At 52.5% G+C, this 15,298-nt stretch carries 17 protein-coding genes and 1 rRNA gene (1 of these 18 cut by a window edge); 9 read left to right on the top strand and 9 right to left on the bottom strand.

Annotated features, from left to right (window positions below; genetic code table 11):
• Together WC7_RS21205 and gmhB are read right to left on the bottom strand one after the other, a co-directional pair.
• Nucleotides 1–254: ribosomal RNA gene (locus tag WC7_RS21205) — 16S ribosomal RNA — on the bottom strand; it reaches 1,288 nt to the left of the window's first position.
• A gap of 364 nt (nucleotides 255–618) precedes the next feature.
• The gene (gene gmhB, locus WC7_RS21210; RefSeq protein WP_016151783.1) at nucleotides 619–1,185 is read right to left on the bottom strand and encodes a D-glycero-beta-D-manno-heptose 1,7-bisphosphate 7-phosphatase; all 567 of its coding nucleotides are present in this window, start codon (nucleotides 1,183–1,185) and stop codon (nucleotides 619–621) included.
• 189 nt (nucleotides 1,186–1,374) lie between these two features.
• Here gmhB and metN point away from each other — a divergent pair, with 189 nt between their 5' ends.
• The 7 genes from metN to WC7_RS21245 all read left to right on the top strand — a co-directional run bounded on the left by metN (nucleotide 1,375) and on the right by WC7_RS21245 (nucleotide 7,846).
• Entirely contained in the window at nucleotides 1,375–2,406 is a 1,032-nt protein-coding gene (gene metN / locus WC7_RS21215) for a methionine ABC transporter ATP-binding protein MetN (RefSeq protein WP_016151782.1), read from the top strand.
• Entirely contained in the window at nucleotides 2,399–3,052 is a 654-nt protein-coding gene (locus WC7_RS21220; protein ID WP_016151781.1) for a methionine ABC transporter permease MetI, read from the top strand. Before metN ends, WC7_RS21220 begins: the two co-directional genes overlap by 8 nt.
• A 44-nt stretch (nucleotides 3,053–3,096) precedes the next feature.
• Nucleotides 3,097–3,912, top strand: coding sequence for a methionine ABC transporter substrate-binding lipoprotein MetQ (metQ, locus tag WC7_RS21225; protein WP_006686809.1), 816 nt, complete (start codon nucleotides 3,097–3,099; stop codon nucleotides 3,910–3,912).
• Nucleotides 3,913–4,028: 116 nt separating this feature from the next.
• The gene (rcsF, locus tag WC7_RS21230) at nucleotides 4,029–4,433 is read left to right on the top strand and encodes an Rcs stress response system protein RcsF (RefSeq protein ID WP_016151780.1); all 405 of its coding nucleotides are present in this window, start codon (nucleotides 4,029–4,031) and stop codon (nucleotides 4,431–4,433) included.
• Nucleotides 4,430–5,137, top strand: a complete 708-nt coding sequence (tsaA, locus tag WC7_RS21235) for a tRNA (N6-threonylcarbamoyladenosine(37)-N6)-methyltransferase TrmO (RefSeq protein ID WP_016151779.1) — start codon at nucleotides 4,430–4,432, stop codon at nucleotides 5,135–5,137. Before rcsF ends, tsaA begins: the two co-directional genes overlap by 4 nt.
• 113 nt (nucleotides 5,138–5,250) lie before the next feature.
• Nucleotides 5,251–6,969 carry a proline--tRNA ligase gene (gene proS / locus WC7_RS21240; protein ID WP_016151778.1) on the top strand — a complete coding sequence of 573 codons (1,719 nt, stop codon included), beginning with the start codon at nucleotides 5,251–5,253 and terminating at the stop codon, nucleotides 6,967–6,969.
• Between the two features lie 52 nt (nucleotides 6,970–7,021).
• A complete protein-coding gene (locus WC7_RS21245) occupies nucleotides 7,022–7,846 on the top strand; it encodes a YaeF family permuted papain-like enzyme (RefSeq protein WP_016151777.1) in 825 nt (274 codons plus the stop codon).
• 47 nt (nucleotides 7,847–7,893) lie between these two features.
• Here the strand turns inward: WC7_RS21245 and nlpE are convergent, their stop codons facing one another.
• The 3 genes from nlpE to WC7_RS21260 are packed head-to-tail and all read right to left on the bottom strand — an operon-like array spanning nucleotide 7,894 to nucleotide 9,590.
• Complete coding sequence (nlpE, locus tag WC7_RS21250) at nucleotides 7,894–8,595, bottom strand: envelope stress response activation lipoprotein NlpE (RefSeq protein ID WP_087121852.1); 702 nt, start codon at nucleotides 8,593–8,595, stop codon at nucleotides 7,894–7,896.
• A gap of 30 nt (nucleotides 8,596–8,625) precedes the next feature.
• Nucleotides 8,626–9,048, bottom strand: coding sequence for an alternative ribosome rescue aminoacyl-tRNA hydrolase ArfB (gene arfB, locus WC7_RS21255; protein ID WP_016151775.1), 423 nt, complete (start codon nucleotides 9,046–9,048; stop codon nucleotides 8,626–8,628).
• Entirely contained in the window at nucleotides 9,048–9,590 is a 543-nt protein-coding gene (locus tag WC7_RS21260) for a YaeQ family protein (protein WP_016151774.1), read from the bottom strand. The genes arfB and WC7_RS21260 overlap by 1 nt, the downstream gene beginning before the upstream one ends.
• Before the next feature lie 188 nt (nucleotides 9,591–9,778).
• Here WC7_RS21260 and WC7_RS21265 point away from each other — a divergent pair, with 188 nt between their 5' ends.
• Together WC7_RS21265 and rof are read left to right on the top strand one after the other, a co-directional pair.
• Nucleotides 9,779–9,979 carry a YaeP family protein gene (locus WC7_RS21265; protein ID WP_003018499.1) on the top strand — a complete coding sequence of 67 codons (201 nt, stop codon included), beginning with the start codon at nucleotides 9,779–9,781 and terminating at the stop codon, nucleotides 9,977–9,979.
• Nucleotides 9,966–10,226, top strand: coding sequence for a Rho-binding antiterminator (rof, locus tag WC7_RS21270; protein WP_016151773.1), 261 nt, complete (start codon nucleotides 9,966–9,968; stop codon nucleotides 10,224–10,226). Before WC7_RS21265 ends, rof begins: the two co-directional genes overlap by 14 nt.
• A gap of 54 nt (nucleotides 10,227–10,280) precedes the next feature.
• Here rof and tilS read toward each other — a convergent pair whose 3' ends face one another.
• The 4 genes from tilS to accA all read right to left on the bottom strand — a co-directional run bounded on the left by tilS (nucleotide 10,281) and on the right by accA (nucleotide 15,288).
• The gene (tilS, locus tag WC7_RS21275; protein WP_016151772.1) at nucleotides 10,281–11,573 is read right to left on the bottom strand and encodes a tRNA lysidine(34) synthetase TilS; all 1,293 of its coding nucleotides are present in this window, start codon (nucleotides 11,571–11,573) and stop codon (nucleotides 10,281–10,283) included.
• Between the two features lie 61 nt (nucleotides 11,574–11,634).
• Complete coding sequence (locus tag WC7_RS21280) at nucleotides 11,635–12,024, bottom strand: VOC family protein (RefSeq protein ID WP_016151771.1); 390 nt, start codon at nucleotides 12,022–12,024, stop codon at nucleotides 11,635–11,637.
• A gap of 66 nt (nucleotides 12,025–12,090) precedes the next feature.
• Entirely contained in the window at nucleotides 12,091–14,229 is a 2,139-nt protein-coding gene (gene ldcC / locus WC7_RS21285) for a lysine decarboxylase LdcC (RefSeq protein ID WP_016151770.1), read from the bottom strand.
• Between the two features lie 99 nt (nucleotides 14,230–14,328).
• Nucleotides 14,329–15,288, bottom strand: a complete 960-nt coding sequence (accA, locus tag WC7_RS21290) for an acetyl-CoA carboxylase carboxyl transferase subunit alpha (protein ID WP_003018513.1) — start codon at nucleotides 15,286–15,288, stop codon at nucleotides 14,329–14,331.
• Nucleotides 15,289–15,298: the final 10 nt, after the last annotated feature.

The following is a 15,298-nucleotide window of genomic DNA, read 5'->3' as shown; positions in this document are numbered from 1 at the left end:
CTACTAGCTAATCCCATCTGGGCACATCCGATGGCAAGAGGCCCGAAGGTCCCCCTCTTTGGTCTTGCGACGTTATGCGGTATTAGCTACCGTTTCCAGTAGTTATCCCCCTCCATCGGGCAGTTTCCCAGACATTACTCACCCGTCCGCCACTCGTCACCCAAGGAGCAAGCTCCTCTGTGCTACCGTTCGACTTGCATGTGTTAGGCCTGCCGCCAGCGTTCAATCTGAGCCATGATCAAACTCTTCAATTTAAGTTTGATGCTCGTGAATTAAACTTCGTAATGAATTACGTGTTCACTCAGAGACTTGGTATTCATTTTTCGTCTTGCGACGTTAAGAATCCGTATCTTCGAGTGCCCACACAGATTGTCTGATAAATTGTTAAAGAGCAGTTGCGACGCGCTTTAGCGCTCTGTCGCGAGGTGGCGTATATTACGCTTTCCTCTTTCAGAGTCAACCCTCATTTTCAGGTTTTTCTCTTCAACCGAACCGGCTATTTGCGTGAAGTGATTCACATCCGCCGTGTCGATGGAGGCGCATTATAGGGAGTCGACTCAGGAAGACAAGCGGAAAAATGCATTTTTGTTTCAACCGCTCACCTTTTATCCATTGCGCTTACTTTTGCTGCTTTTTTATCGCCATTGGCAGGTCTGCCAGACTGTTTATGACCAAATCTGCCGCATTTTCTGCTTCCGGCGTAACAGGTTTACCCGTGCGCACCAGAACCTTCGTTCCAACATTCGCCGCTGCCGCTGCCTGCATATCTTCTATCTTGTCGCCTACCATATAGGAAGCGGCCATATCGATATGCAGGAAGTCTCGGGCGGAGATCAACATTCCAGGATGCGGTTTACGACAGTCGCAGACCTGACGATACTCTTCTACTGTGCCCTGCGGATGATGCGGGCAATAGTAGATACCATCCAGATCAACGTCGCGATCGGCCAGCGACCAGTCCATCCATTCGGTCAACGTTTCAAACTGTGCCTCAGTAAATTTGCCACGAGCGATACCAGACTGGTTTGTCACGATAATGAGCGCGTAACCCATATTTTTAAGTTCACGCATGGCATCAATAACGCCGTCGATAAACTCGAACTCGTCAATCTCATGTACGTAACCGTGGTCCACATTAATGGTGCCGTCGCGGTCGAGAAAAATTGCGGGTACAGATTTTGCCACCTTTTATAGCTCCTGAATAAGGCATGTGGCTCTAGTATCGCATGTTTCGGCGGGCAAGAAAGTGCTCATCGTGCAAAGCTAGATTGATTTAGACGTCTGGATGCCTTAACATCCATCTTGTTGACGGCTTCGACCGTCCCAGACAGACGAAAATGCCACGGCTAACTTAATTACGATAATAAATAACCAATGATTAAACTTTCGAATATCACCAAAGTGTTCCAGCAGGGGACTCGCACCATTCAGGCGCTAAATAAAGTCAGCTTGCACGTTCCTGCCGGGCAGATTTATGGCGTCATTGGCGCCTCCGGTGCCGGTAAAAGTACGCTCATTCGCTGCGTTAACTTACTTGAACGCCCAACCGAGGGCAGTGTTCAGGTTGGCGGTCAGGAGCTGACGACGCTTTCTGAATCCGAGCTGACTAAAGCTCGCCGTCAAATCGGCATGATTTTCCAACACTTTAACCTGCTCTCTTCCCGTACCGTGTTTGGCAACGTCGCGCTGCCGCTGGAACTGGATAACACGCCAAAGGAAGAGATCAAACGCCGTGTAACAGAACTGCTGGATTTAGTCGGCCTTGGCGACAAGCACGACAGCTACCCGGCCAACCTTTCCGGCGGACAAAAACAGCGAGTGGCGATTGCGCGTGCGCTGGCCAGCAATCCAAAAGTGTTGCTGTGTGATGAAGCCACCAGCGCACTTGATCCGGCAACAACCCGCTCGATTCTGGAATTATTGAAAGACATTAACCGTCGTTTGGGACTCACCATTCTGCTGATTACCCATGAGATGGACGTTGTAAAACGCATTTGTGACTGCGTGGCGGTCATCAGTAATGGTGAGCTGATTGAGCAGGACACCGTCAGCGAAGTGTTCTCCCACCCGAAAACGCCGCTGGCACAGAAATTTATCCAGTCCACGCTACACCTGGATATCCCGGAAGATTATCTGGAACGTTTAAAAGCAAAGCCAGAAGCCGACAGCGTGCCAATGCTGCGCATGGAATTCACCGGTCATTCGGTTGATGCGCCATTACTTTCTGAGACGGCCCGTCGTTTTAACGTGAATAACAACATTATTAGCGCGCAGATGGATTACGCCGGCGGCGTGAAGTTCGGCATCATGCTGACTGAAATGCACGGCACACAGGAAGATACACAAGCGGCCATTAACTGGTTGCAGGAACACCATGTAAAAGTAGAGGTACTGGGTTATGTCTGAACCGATGATGTGGCTGCTGGTTCGCGGCGTATGGGAAACGCTGGCAATGACCTTTGTGTCCGGTTTTTTTGGTTTTGTGATTGGCCTGCCGGTTGGCGTGTTGCTGTACGTAACGCGGCCGGGGCAAATCATTGAGAACGCGAAGCTCTACCGCACGCTCTCTGCACTGGTGAATATTTTCCGTTCCATCCCGTTCATTATCTTGCTGGTGTGGATGATTCCGTTCACCCGCATGATCGTTGGCACCTCTATTGGACTGCAGGCCGCTATCGTCCCGCTGACCGTCGGCGCCGCGCCGTTTATCGCCCGTATGGTGGAAAACGCGCTGCTCGAAATCCCGACCGGGCTGATTGAGGCCTCCCGTGCAATGGGCGCCACGCCGCTGCAAATTGTACGTAAGGTATTACTACCAGAAGCACTGCCTGGGCTGGTCAATGCGGCCACCATCACCCTTATCACGCTGGTGGGTTATTCCGCGATGGGCGGTGCCGTCGGTGCCGGTGGTCTTGGCCAGATTGGTTATCAGTACGGTTATATTGGCTACAACGCTACCGTCATGAATACAGTGCTGGTATTGCTCGTCATTCTGGTTTATTTAATTCAGTTATCCGGTGATCGCATCGTCCGGGCTGTCACGCACAAATAACGTTGCACACAACACTAAAAACTCATTAAGAAAAGGAAATAAGCATGGCGTTCAAATTCAAAACCTTTGCGGCAGTTGGAGCCCTGATCGGTTCTCTGGCACTTGTGGGTTGCGGTCAGGATGAAAAAGATCCTAACCACATCAAAGTGGGCGTTATTGTTGGCGCAGAGCAGCAGGTCGCAGAAGTCGCGCAGAAAGTGGCTAAAGAAAAATACGGTCTGGACGTTGAGCTGGTCACGTTTAACGATTACGTCCTGCCTAACGAAGCGCTGAGCAAAGGCGATATCGATGCTAACGCCTTCCAGCACAAACCGTACCTGGATCAACAGATCAAAGATCGCGGCTACAAACTGGTTGCCGCAGGTAATACTTTTGTTTACCCGATTGCGGGCTACTCTAAAAAAATCAAATCACTGGATGAGTTGCAGGAAGGCTCTCAGGTCGCGATTCCAAACGATCCGACTAACCTTGGCCGCTCCCTGCTGCTGCTGCAAAAAGTGGGCTTAATCAAACTGAAAGACGGTGTTGGTCTGCTGCCGACCGCACTGGACGTGATTGAAAACCCGAAAAACCTGAAGCTGGTTGAACTGGAAGCGCCGCAACTGCCGCGTTCCCTGGACGATGCGCAAATCGCACTGGCAGTCATCAACACGACCTACGCCAGCCAGATCGGCCTGACCCCGGCTAAAGACGGTATCTTTGTTGAAGATAAAGATTCTCCGTACGTAAACCTGATCGTGACTCGTGAAGACAATAAAGATGCTGAGAATGTGAAGAAATTCGTTCAGGCATACCAGTCTGACGAAGTGTACGAAGCCGCAAATAAAGTCTTCAACGGCGGTGCTGTTAAGGGCTGGTAATTTTAGGCTGTTTCCAGAATCTGTAATATCATCAGGACGGGCGCTTGCCCGTCTTGTCATTTATGCAAGCACCTGATTCAATATCTGACGTTTAGATCATTCATTGAGGAAATATTATGCGTGCTTTACCGATCTGTTTAGTAGCACTCATGCTGAGCGGCTGTTCTATGTTAAGCAGATCCCCTGTTGAACCCGTTCAAAGCACCGCTACCCCGCCTAAAGCGGAGCCGGAAAAACCCAAAGCACCGCGCGCGGCGCCGGTAAGAATCATTACTAACGCTGAAGATTTAGTTGGCAAACCGTTCCGCGATCTCGGCGAAGTCAGCGGCGAATCCTGCCAGGCATCCAACCAGGATTCTCCACCGAGCATTCCAACCGCACGCAAACGCATGCAGATTAACGCATCTAAAATGAAAGCAAATGCGGTATTGCTGCACAGTTGCGAAGTAACCAGCGGAACGCCGGGTTGCTATCGCCAGGCGGTTTGCATCGGTTCTGCACTGAACATTTCGGCGAAATGAGCCATTTTCAGTTCGAGCAAATAGGCGTTATCCGCTCACCTTATAAAGAAAAGTTCGCCGTTCCACGCCAGCCAGGTCTGGTGAAAAGTGCCAGCGGTGAACTGCATTTGCTCGCACCTTATAACCAGGCCGATGCCGTTCGCGGCCTGGAAGCCTTCAGCCATTTGTGGGTGATTTTTGTTTTTCACCAGACAATGGAAGGTGGATGGCGTCCAACCGTGCGCCCTCCCCGTCTTGGCGGCAATGCCAGAATGGGCGTCTTTGCCACGCGTTCAACGTTTCGTCCGAACCCTGTTGGCATGTCGTTGGTTGAGCTGCGGGGCATCCGTTGCCATAAAGAGCACGTAATCCTTGAGCTCGGCGGGCTGGATCTTGTTGATGGCACGCCGGTAGTGGATATAAAACCGTATCTGCCGTTTGCCGAATCGCTGCCTGATGCTCGCGCCAGCTATGCTCAGGACGCGCCGCAGGCCAGTGTAGACGTGACGTTCAGTGAAGAGCTCGCTGAGCAACTCCCAAAGCTCGAACAGCGTTACCCGCATCTTCGTCAGTTTATTGCCGAAGTGCTGGCGCAGGATCCGCGTCCTGCCTACCGTAAAAACGAGGAAGAAGGCAAAACCTATGCCGTCTGGATGCTGGACTTTAACGTCCGCTGGCGCGTGACGCCGTCAGGATTTGAGGTCTTTGCTCTGGAAGCCCGCTAATTTGCATCGCGTACTCTTTTGACATCCCCTTCTCGCTGGTAAACTAAACCACTTTTGTTTTGTGCCAGGCTCATTTTGAGCCTGTTCGATCGTTCAACTGGAACCGTAACAACATGCGTACTAGCCAATATCTGCTCTCCACTCTGAAGGAGACACCTGCCGACGCCGAGGTCATCAGCCACCAGCTGATGCTGCGCGCCGGGATGATCCGCAAGCTGGCCTCCGGGTTATATACCTGGCTGCCGACCGGCGTGCGCGTCCTGAAAAAAGTCGAAAACATCGTGCGTGAAGAGATGAACAACGCCGGTGCGATCGAGGTGTTGATGCCGGTCGTTCAGCCTTCTGAACTGTGGGAAGAGAGCGGCCGTTGGGAACAATACGGCCCGGAACTGCTGCGTATTGCTGACCGTGGCGATCGTTCGTTCGTACTCGGCCCAACGCATGAAGAAGTGATCACCGACCTGATCCGTAATGAGCTGAGCTCTTACAAACAGCTGCCGCTGAACTTCTATCAGATCCAGACCAAATTCCGTGACGAAGTACGTCCGCGCTTCGGCGTGATGCGTTCCCGCGAATTCCTGATGAAAGATGCCTACTCTTTCCACACCTCTCAGGAATCTCTGCAGGAAACCTACGACGCGATGTACGCTGCGTATAGCAAAATCTTCAGCCGTATGGGGCTGGATTTCCGTGCGGTACAAGCGGATACCGGTTCTATCGGCGGCAGCGCCTCTCACGAATTCCAGGTGCTGGCGCAGAGCGGTGAAGACGATGTGATCTTCTCTGACTCTTCCGACTATGCGGCAAACATCGAGTTTGCCGAAGCTGTTGCACCGAAAGAACCGCGCGCCGCTGCAACGCAGGAAATGACGCTGGTTGATACGCCGAACGCTAAAACCATCGCCGAGCTGGTTGAACAATTCAACCTGCCTATCGAGAAAACCGTGAAAACACTGCTGGTGAAAGCGGTTGAAGGCAGCAGCTACCCGCTGGTTGCGCTGCTGGTTCGTGGCGATCACGAGCTGAACGAAGTCAAGGCGGAAAAACTGCCGCAGGTTGCCAGCCCGCTGACCTTCGCCACCGAAGAAGAAATTCGTGCGCTGGTTAAAGCAGGTCCAGGATCTCTGGGTCCGGTGAACATGCCGATTCCGGTGGTTATCGACCGTACCGTTGCAGTAATGAGCGATTTTGCTGCCGGTGCCAACATCGACGGTAAACACTATTTCGGTATCAACTGGGATCGCGATGTGGCCACCCCGGAAGTGGCTGACATTCGTAACGTGGTCGCCGGCGATCCAAGCCCGGATGGCAAAGGTACGCTGATGATCAAACGCGGTATCGAAGTGGGCCACATCTTCCAGTTGGGTACCAAGTACTCTGAAGCGATGAAAGCCGCCGTTCAGGGAGAAGATGGTCGTAACCAGACGCTGACCATGGGCTGCTACGGTATCGGGGTCACTCGCGTTGTGGCTGCTGCGATTGAACAGAACTACGACGATCGCGGCATTGTATGGCCAGACGCCATTGCCCCGTTCCAGGTTGCTATTCTGCCGATGAACATGCACAAATCCTACCGTGTGCAGGAGCTGGCTGAAAAGCTGTACGCGGAGCTGCGCGCGCAGGGTATTGAAGTGCTGATGGACGATCGTAAAGAGCGTCCAGGCGTGATGTTTGCTGATATGGAGCTCATCGGTATTCCGCATACCATCGTGCTGGGCGACCGTAACCTCGACAACGACGATATCGAATACAAATACCGTCGTAACGGCGAGAAAGAGCTGATTAAAACCGGCGACATCGTCGACTACCTGGTCAAAGCTATTAAAGGCTAATACCAGCACAAGGCCCTGAGGATCAGGGCCTTTTTTACATGGATTGTATAAAATGGCTAAACCAACGGCGTATTACTGCCTGCTCCTCCCCTTCGGTCTTCTGCTTTCAGCCTGCACGATTGACGTCAGTCAGCAAAATTCATCAGCAACGGCTGTTGATGCCCAGGCAAAGAAATGGGAGGTAAAACTCCAGCATCAAAGTTCATTTACCGATCAAGCGCTGCATGAAATTACGGATACCGACCTCAGGCCGGGCGACCTGCTGTTCTCCTCCAGTCTTGGGGTGACCTCATTTGGTATTCGCGCGTTCAGCACCTCTTCTGTCAGCCATGTCGCCGTTTACCTTGGCGATAATGAAGTTGCCGAAGCGACCGGGGCGGGAGTACAAATCATTTCGCTTAAAAAGGCTGAAAATCACAGCGATAAGCTTTTTGCTCTGCGGGTCCCCAACCTCACACCGCAGCAGGCCGAAGAAATCAAAACATTCGCTTATAAAATCAAAGATAGCGGCTATAACTACCGCGGCATCGTCGAATTTATTCCGTTTATGGTGACCCGGCAAATATGTTCATTGAATCCTTTCTCAGAGGATTTTCGCCAGCAATGCGTCAGCGGGCTGGCAAAAGCACAGTTGAACAATACCAGTGAAGGAGAAAAGAAGGCGTGGTTTTGCTCCGAATTTGTAACCGATGCGTTTGCCACAGCCGGGCACCCGCTAACAATGGCGCAGCCGGGTTGGATTAGCCCTTCCGACCTGATGCATATGCGCGAAGGTGACATTTCCGCTTTTAAGTCTGAAACGCAGCTACAGTATATCGGCCACCTGAAGTTAGGGATTTATATCAAAACCAGCCGTTTTGTTGGATTGATCCGATAAGGAAAAACTGTCCGGGCGATCGCCGGACAGTTTTTATAAGCTGCAGATTAATCATCGCAACTCTGGCCAGGGATAAACTTAATTTCTTTATCCGCTCTTAAGGTTTTCACTGGTGTGCCCGTATCAGGATTTTCTTCCATCGTGAAGTGCCCTTCCACAGTAAGCAGAACTGCCTTATCCGTTGCACCACGCGCAGTCAGATAATCTCGCTCCAGTTGTGCATTGTTCGCGACAGAGACTCTTTTACCCGTCGCACAATCAGTGAAGGTTGCCGCGTCAGCCATATAGAAGTACATGCCCCGCATCGGCATTGGCGTCACCGGTAAGCTGGCGGAAACTGGCTCAAGCGTGTAGTTGAACTGTGACTCAATCGGGTTACCTTCACGATCGAGCATCTCCAGCGCTTCACCTTTTGCCCGGTAGTACGACTTTTCACCTTTGCTGTCAGTCAGCACCAGCTTATCGGCAGTGCGCGCCCATGTACCATAAGAAGCAAAGGAGGACGGTTCATCCCGCACGCCCTGATAGCGTTCGTTCATCACCCATGTGCCGTCTTTTTCCAGGAACAGAGAGGTTTCAATTCCTTCGCAGTCCGCGCAAGGCAAAATGCCACGCCAGCTTTGCTGCATCGGTTTTAATTCTGCCGCCCGCGTCGGCTGTAGTACATCGACTTCAGTACGGTTGTTACAGCCGATCAAGGAAAAAAGCGTGCATGCAGCGACCACGGACAATATTGCTGTTTTCACTATGAATTCCTTATAATTTTTTATTCCCGCTCGTCAGTCTTGCGTTCGACGAACTCTCCCACGCAGTGCTTTCACTGTGGATTTTTGCGCCTTCGATGACAACCTGCGCTCTTTCGAGGCGCGCGTTGGACGTGTTGCCTGTCGGCTTTTTTGCACCGCGGTTAATTCTTTTATCACCGCCACCAGTCGGGAGATTGCCGCTTCCCGATTTAGCTCCTGGCTACGGTATTCCTGCGCCTTAATGATAATAACGCCATCGCTGCTAATCAGATGATGGCTGGCGGCCAGCAGACGTTCCTTGTAATACTCTGGCAGGCCTGAGGCCCGAATGTCAAAGCGCAAATGGATAGCCGTGGAGGTCTTGTTAACGTGCTGACCGCCCGCGCCCTGTGCCCGAATCGCCGTGATTTCCAGCTCACTGTCAGGGATAGAGACGTTTCGGGAGATAACAATCATCAACGCGGCTGCCACGCGGTCAGATGAATTTCCAGATTGTTCTGAGAATCAGACAGCCAGATGGCGCCATCCTGGATAGTTGCCTGCAGCGCCATTGTACGACCAGCAAAATCACTCAGTTGCGCCAGCTGTTCATCATCCAGATACCACACGGTGAGATTTTTAAACTGCGCACACTTGTTCTGATTTTGCTGCCACCAGATCTGGGCCGCACGGCTGTTGTAAGTAAACAGGGCAACCTCACCAGACTGGGTACAGGCTTTTTTAATACGACGCTCATCCGGCAGACCCAGTTCAATCCAGAGATCGATGCCCAGATGGTCGTTACGCAGCCATGCTTCAGGCTCGTCTTCAGCACTCAGGCCACGCGTGAATTGCAGCCGTTCATCGGCATATTTAATCCAGGCCAGCAGGCGCAGCATCATGCGCTCCTGGGTTTCAGAGGGATGACGCGCCAGCGTCAAGGCCGCGTCAAGGAACTGGTTGCGGTCGAGATCCGCTACGTTGACGACGGCTTTATAAATTGTCGCTTTAAGCGCCATGAGAGAACTCCTTTCGAATCAGGCGCTCATTGTAGCGAAAACTGCCGCAAAAGGCTGCTAACAGCTCCTCAATCAAGGCGCTGATATTGCTTGAATGAGTATGGTATAGTCACCTTGCTAAACAGAGTTTATCTTCGTAGGCTTAGACTTGCATCCACGGTTAAGTCAGAGTGCTGACAGGAGGGCATGTGGAAAAATATTGTGAGTTAATACGCAAGCGGTACGCGGAAATCGCCAGCGGAGACTTAGGGTATATCCCGGATGCGCTGGGTTGCGTATTGAAGGTGCTTAATGAAGTGGCGGCAGACAGCGCCCTTCCAGAGTCGGTCAGGGAAAAAGCGGCCTATGCTGCCGCCAACTTACTGGTGAGCGATTATGTCAATGAATGAAACGTATCAACCCATCAATTGTGATGATTACGACAATCTTGAACTCGCCTGCCAGAACCATTTGTTACTGACGCTGGCGCTAAAAGATGGCGAAGTTTTGCAGGCGAAAGCGAATGACCTGGTTTCACGCAAAAACGTGGAGTATCTGGTCGCAGATGTCGCAGGTGAAATCCGGGAGCTTCGTCTCGATAAAATTGCCAGCTTCAGCCACCCGCAAATCGGTACCGTGGTCGTCAGCGAATCTTAGCTTTTCTTGCGCCTTATCAGGCCTAAATGACCAGGCCTGATAATCGCACCGCCATCAGGCATGCCAAATCAGACTCATGCCTTCTTCATCTACCGCCGCACCCTCACGCGTCACAAAAACCCCCGCAGCCGCAATCAACGTTTCACCGTAAAACAACAACGGCGTGGTATCTCGTCGCCAGGGCGGGATCCCCTGCTCCTGCCAGATTTTCTTTAATTTACGTCCACCGTTACGCCCGACAATATGCAATACGCCTGGCGCTTTAAAACGAATACTGACGGCTTCACCTGCTTGCGGCATGCGCAATTCGCCAGCAGAGATTAGCTGCACCGAGCCTAACCCGGCAGGCAGCATCAACGGCGTTTCCCGGCATGACCACGGGATGACTGTTTCGCTTTGCCCGTCGACCGATTTAACCCACCATAGCTGTGACTGATAGCGACGGACCTCATATTCTCCCAGACGAAAACAGGGGGAAGCATCTTCTCGCGCCAACGCCACTTCCTGCCAGACACGTTCCAGCCCATCCCGGGAAGGCATCGGCGCATTTACCCCCGCCAACCAGCGACGAAGCAGAGCGGCACGCCGCACGCCACTCATCATCATTAACGGTGCCAGTAACAGTGTGCCTTGAACAGTCACGCAGCCGGCTAAATCATTGGCCAGCAGTTCATCCAGTAAACTCTCCTGCTCGGCGCACAGCGCGGCGCTACGGGCTGCGGCTTGCGCGAAGTGCGGCCATCGCTGTTGGAGCAAAGGTGTAATGCGCAATCTGAGAAAATTGCGATCGTAGGCATCATCCTGATTACTTTCATCTTCGATCCAGCATAATTCATGCTGTCGCGCCCATGCTTCAAGCGCCTCTCGCGTTTGCGCCAGCAGCGGTCGAATCAGTTGGGTTCCGGCAAATGGTGAGCTTTCACCCATGGCGGAAAGCCCGGCAGGACCACTACCGCGCTTAAGCGCCAGTAGAAAAGTTTCACACTGGTCGTCGAGATGCTGGGCGGTCATCAGCACTTCACCCGGTAGTAAGGTCTGCGCAAATGCCTGATAGCGCGCGTGTCGCGCCTGAGCTTCGACACCCAGACCATCATCCTCAAGATGGACCCGTTCAACCACCAGCGGCACCTGCCACTGTGCGCATACCGACTCACAGTGTTGCACCCAACTGTCTGCCTGCGGGCTTAATCCGTGATGAATATGGATTGCACGCAAGGCAACCTCAGGATTTTGCACTCGCCACAGTACCAGCTGATGCAGCAGCACGGTGGAATCCAGCCCGCCGCTAAAGGCGACCAGAATCGATTGAGAATTTAGCAGTGAAGTATTCAGCGTGAGTGTCGTCATGATGGTTACTTACAATGGCATTGCCCTGCACATTGCCGGGCTAATGCCACAATGATAAGACTTACAGCTCGTACAGTTCGAGCGGTAATCCGTCCGGATCGTTAAAAAACGTAAAGCGTTTGCCGGTAAACGGATCGATACGCACGGATTCGCACTTCACGTGGTGAGCTTCCAGATGCGCGATCGCTTTTTCCACGTCATCTACGCTGAACGCCAGATGGCGTAAACCGCAGGCTTCCGGTCGGCTCGGACGGCAAGGCGGAAATGGAAAAGAAAAAAGCTCAATCACATACTGACCGTTCAATGCCAGATCCCCCTTCCACGAGTCACGCTCTTCCCGGTAGGCTTCGCTGATTAGCGTAAAGCCCAGCACATCACAGTAAAATGCCTTACTCGCCGCGTAGTCCGTCGCAATAATGGCAATATGGTGAACCTGTTTTAATCCCAGCATAGCGTCATCGCCTCTTTCGTTTTTCTGCCAGCACGTTACTCGTGCGTAATGGGTTCACGCAAGTCGTCATGCCATTTTTAGGACTCGCACGCGATACACGCCATCTTCACCCAGTTTAGCGCCATGGATATCGGTTTCAAATCCAGGATAGTGATGGCCCACTGAACACAACATCAGCAGAAAATCGAGTACAGCCCGACTTTTGGCCGTGATCATTTCCCCGGGCATCAAGAGCGGCACACCGGGAGGATAAGGCAGAATCATATTGGCAGAAATGCGCCCCACCAGTTGATCGAGCGCCACCGTTTCGACCTCACCTTTGATCTGCCGCTGCCAGGCCTGGTGCGGGGTCATTTTCATTTCCGGTAAGGTATCAAATGCCCGCAGCATCAGCCCGGAGAGATCGTGCTGGCGGATCAGCTTATGGATCCCCTGCGCCAGATCCTGAATACGCATATTACGATAGAAATCGGGATCCTCGGCATACAGATCCGGCAGCATATTTTTCACGCGTAAATTCAGATCGTACGAGCGTTTAAATTCCGTCAGGCCGCGCAGTAGCCCCATCGCCCGGGTTTTATCAATGCCAATACTGAACAGGAACAACAGATTATACGGTCCCGTTTTCTCGACAACGACGCCGCGCTCATCAAGGAATTTCGCCACCAGCGCCGCAGGGATCCCCTCTTCACTCATATTTCCCTGTTCATCCATTCCCGGCGTAAGAATGGTGACCTTCACCGGGTCGAGGAACATATGGTCGGCGTCAGCATCAACAAATCCGTGCCAGTCTTCACCAGGCGCTACCGGCCAGCACTCCGCTTCATCTACCCTTTCCGGCTGCCAGATATCAAAGAACCAGCCATCCGACTCTTCGCGTAGCCGCTGCACTTCTTTACGGAAATGCAGCGCCCGCTCCACCGAACGATTGATTAACCGCTTGCCTGAATTCCCACGCAGCATTGCCGCCGCCGTTTCTATCGACGCGACAATCGGGTAGCTCGGGGAAGTGGAAGTGTGCATCATAAAGGCTTCGTTGAACGTCTCTTCGTCGTAGTCGCCCTTAATGTGGATCAGAGAAGCCTGTGATAGTGCCGCCAGCATCTTGTGGGTTGACTGGGTTTCAAAAATCACTTTCCCCGGCACCCGTTCACCGCTCATCCCGCTTTTCCCCTGATAGATTGGGTGAAAATGGGTATACGGCACCCAGGCAGAATCAAAATGAATGGAGGGCACATCCAGGGTTTGCTTGATCCAGTTAGTGTTATACAACAGGCCGTCATAGGTGGAGTTGGTGATCACCGCATGTACCGGCCATAGTGCCTGAGGGGTCTCTTCTACCTTGCGTTCAATGCTTGCGCGGGTGAATTCCCGACGAGGTATACCGCCGAGGATCCCCAGCGCATTGCGCGTAGGCTTCAGCCAGATTGGCACCACATCGCTCATCATTAGCAAATGCGCCAGCGACTTATGACAGTTGCGATCAATCAGGAGCGTACTGCCTGAAGGCGCGGCATACATGCCGACAATCTTGTTCGACGTCGAGGTGCCGTTGGTCACCATATAGCTCTGCTCGGCACCAAAGGTGCGCGCGATATACTCCTCCGCTTCCAGATGCGGGCCGGTATGATCCAGCAGCGATCCGAGTTCAGTCACGGAAATAGACACGTCGGCCTTCAGCGTATTGCCGCCAAAGAAATCATAGAACAGGCAGCCTACCGGGCTTTTCTGATACGCCGTTCCCGCCATATGTCCGGGCGTGCAGAAGGTGTACTTTCCTTCCTTCACATAGGTAAACAGCGCCTTGGTGAAAGGAGGCGTGATGTTATCGAGGTATTCGCTGGTGTACTGACGGATGCGGGTTGCAATATCTTCAGACTGGCCCAGCGCATACTCAAAAAACCACAGTGCCATGCGCAGGTCGTGCGCGCTGACATCCATCGTCGAATGAGTATTAATAAAGGCGTAGAGCGGGAGGTACTCGTTGAGCTGGTTGATGTCACTGCACAGATCCAGGCTGTATTCATCCCAGTCAAAAATGACACCGCAAATTCGTGGGTTATGTTCGATAAACTTAAGCAGGTCGACGCTATTCTGCGGCCAGATAATCTGAAACCCCTGCTGTTGCAGCGCACGCTCAAGTTCCTTGATGGGCTCATCTTTATAAAAGACGCCATGCGGTCCCATGATGGCAATGATATTCATGCGTTCCTCCTGGAAAAACCTTAGTTAATCATAGCCTGGTGAAACCACAGGTAAAAAAAAGGGCCACAGCGTTGTGGCCCTTTTCAGAATTAATGCAGTTTACGCGTAACCGTAGCTCATCAGACGCTGGTAACGACGGTTTTTCAAATCATCTTTGCTTAACACGTCGAGGTCGGCGAGATCGGCCAGCAGCTGTGCTTTCAGGGACGCAGCCATCACTTCCGGGTTGCGGTGCGCGCCGCCCAGCGGTTCCGGGATGATAGAGTCGATAAGCTTCAGCTCTTTCAGACGCGGCGCGATAATCCCCATTGCTTCTGCGGCCAGCGGCGCTTTGTCGGCGCTTTTCCACAGAATGGAGGCACAGCCTTCCGGGGAGATAACGGAATAGGTGCTGTATTGCAGCATATTCACTTTATCGCCTACGCCGATCGCCAGCGCGCCGCCGGAACCACCTTCACCAATAACGGTGCAGATTACCGGTACGCTCAGACGCGACATTTCACGCAGGTTGCGCGCAATCGCTTCAGACTGACCACGTTCTTCCGCGCCCACGCCCGGATAAGCCCCTGGGGTGTCGATGAAAGTAATGATCGGCATATTGAAACGCTCGGCCATTTCCATCAGACGCAGCGCTTTGCGATAGCCTTCCGGTGCCGGCATGCCGAAATTACGACGAATTTTTTCTTTGGTCTCACGGCCTTTCTGATGACCAATGATCATCACCGGACGGCCATCCAGACGCGCGATGCCGCCGACAATAGCTTTATCATCCGCATAGGCACGATCGCCCGCCAGCTCATCAAATTCATCAAATGCCAGGCGGACATAATCCAGGGTGTACGGACGCTGTGGATGGCGCGCCAGCTGGGCTACCTGCCATGCGCCAAGATCGGCGAAGATTTTACGCGTCAGCTCTACGCTTTTTTCACGCAGACGATGCACTTCTTCATCGATGTTAATATCCAGTTTCTCATCCTGACGGCTAACCGCAGTCAGAGAATCGATTTTTGCTTCCAGCTCTGCAATCGGCTGTTCAAAATCAAGGAAATTCAGACTCATAGTATTCCTG

The sequence above is a fragment of the Citrobacter sp. KTE151 genome (assembly GCF_000398845.1).
GTDB classification, from domain to species: Bacteria; Pseudomonadota; Gammaproteobacteria; order Enterobacterales; family Enterobacteriaceae; genus Citrobacter; species Citrobacter braakii.
This window is presented reverse-complemented; position numbering and strand designations above follow the sequence as displayed.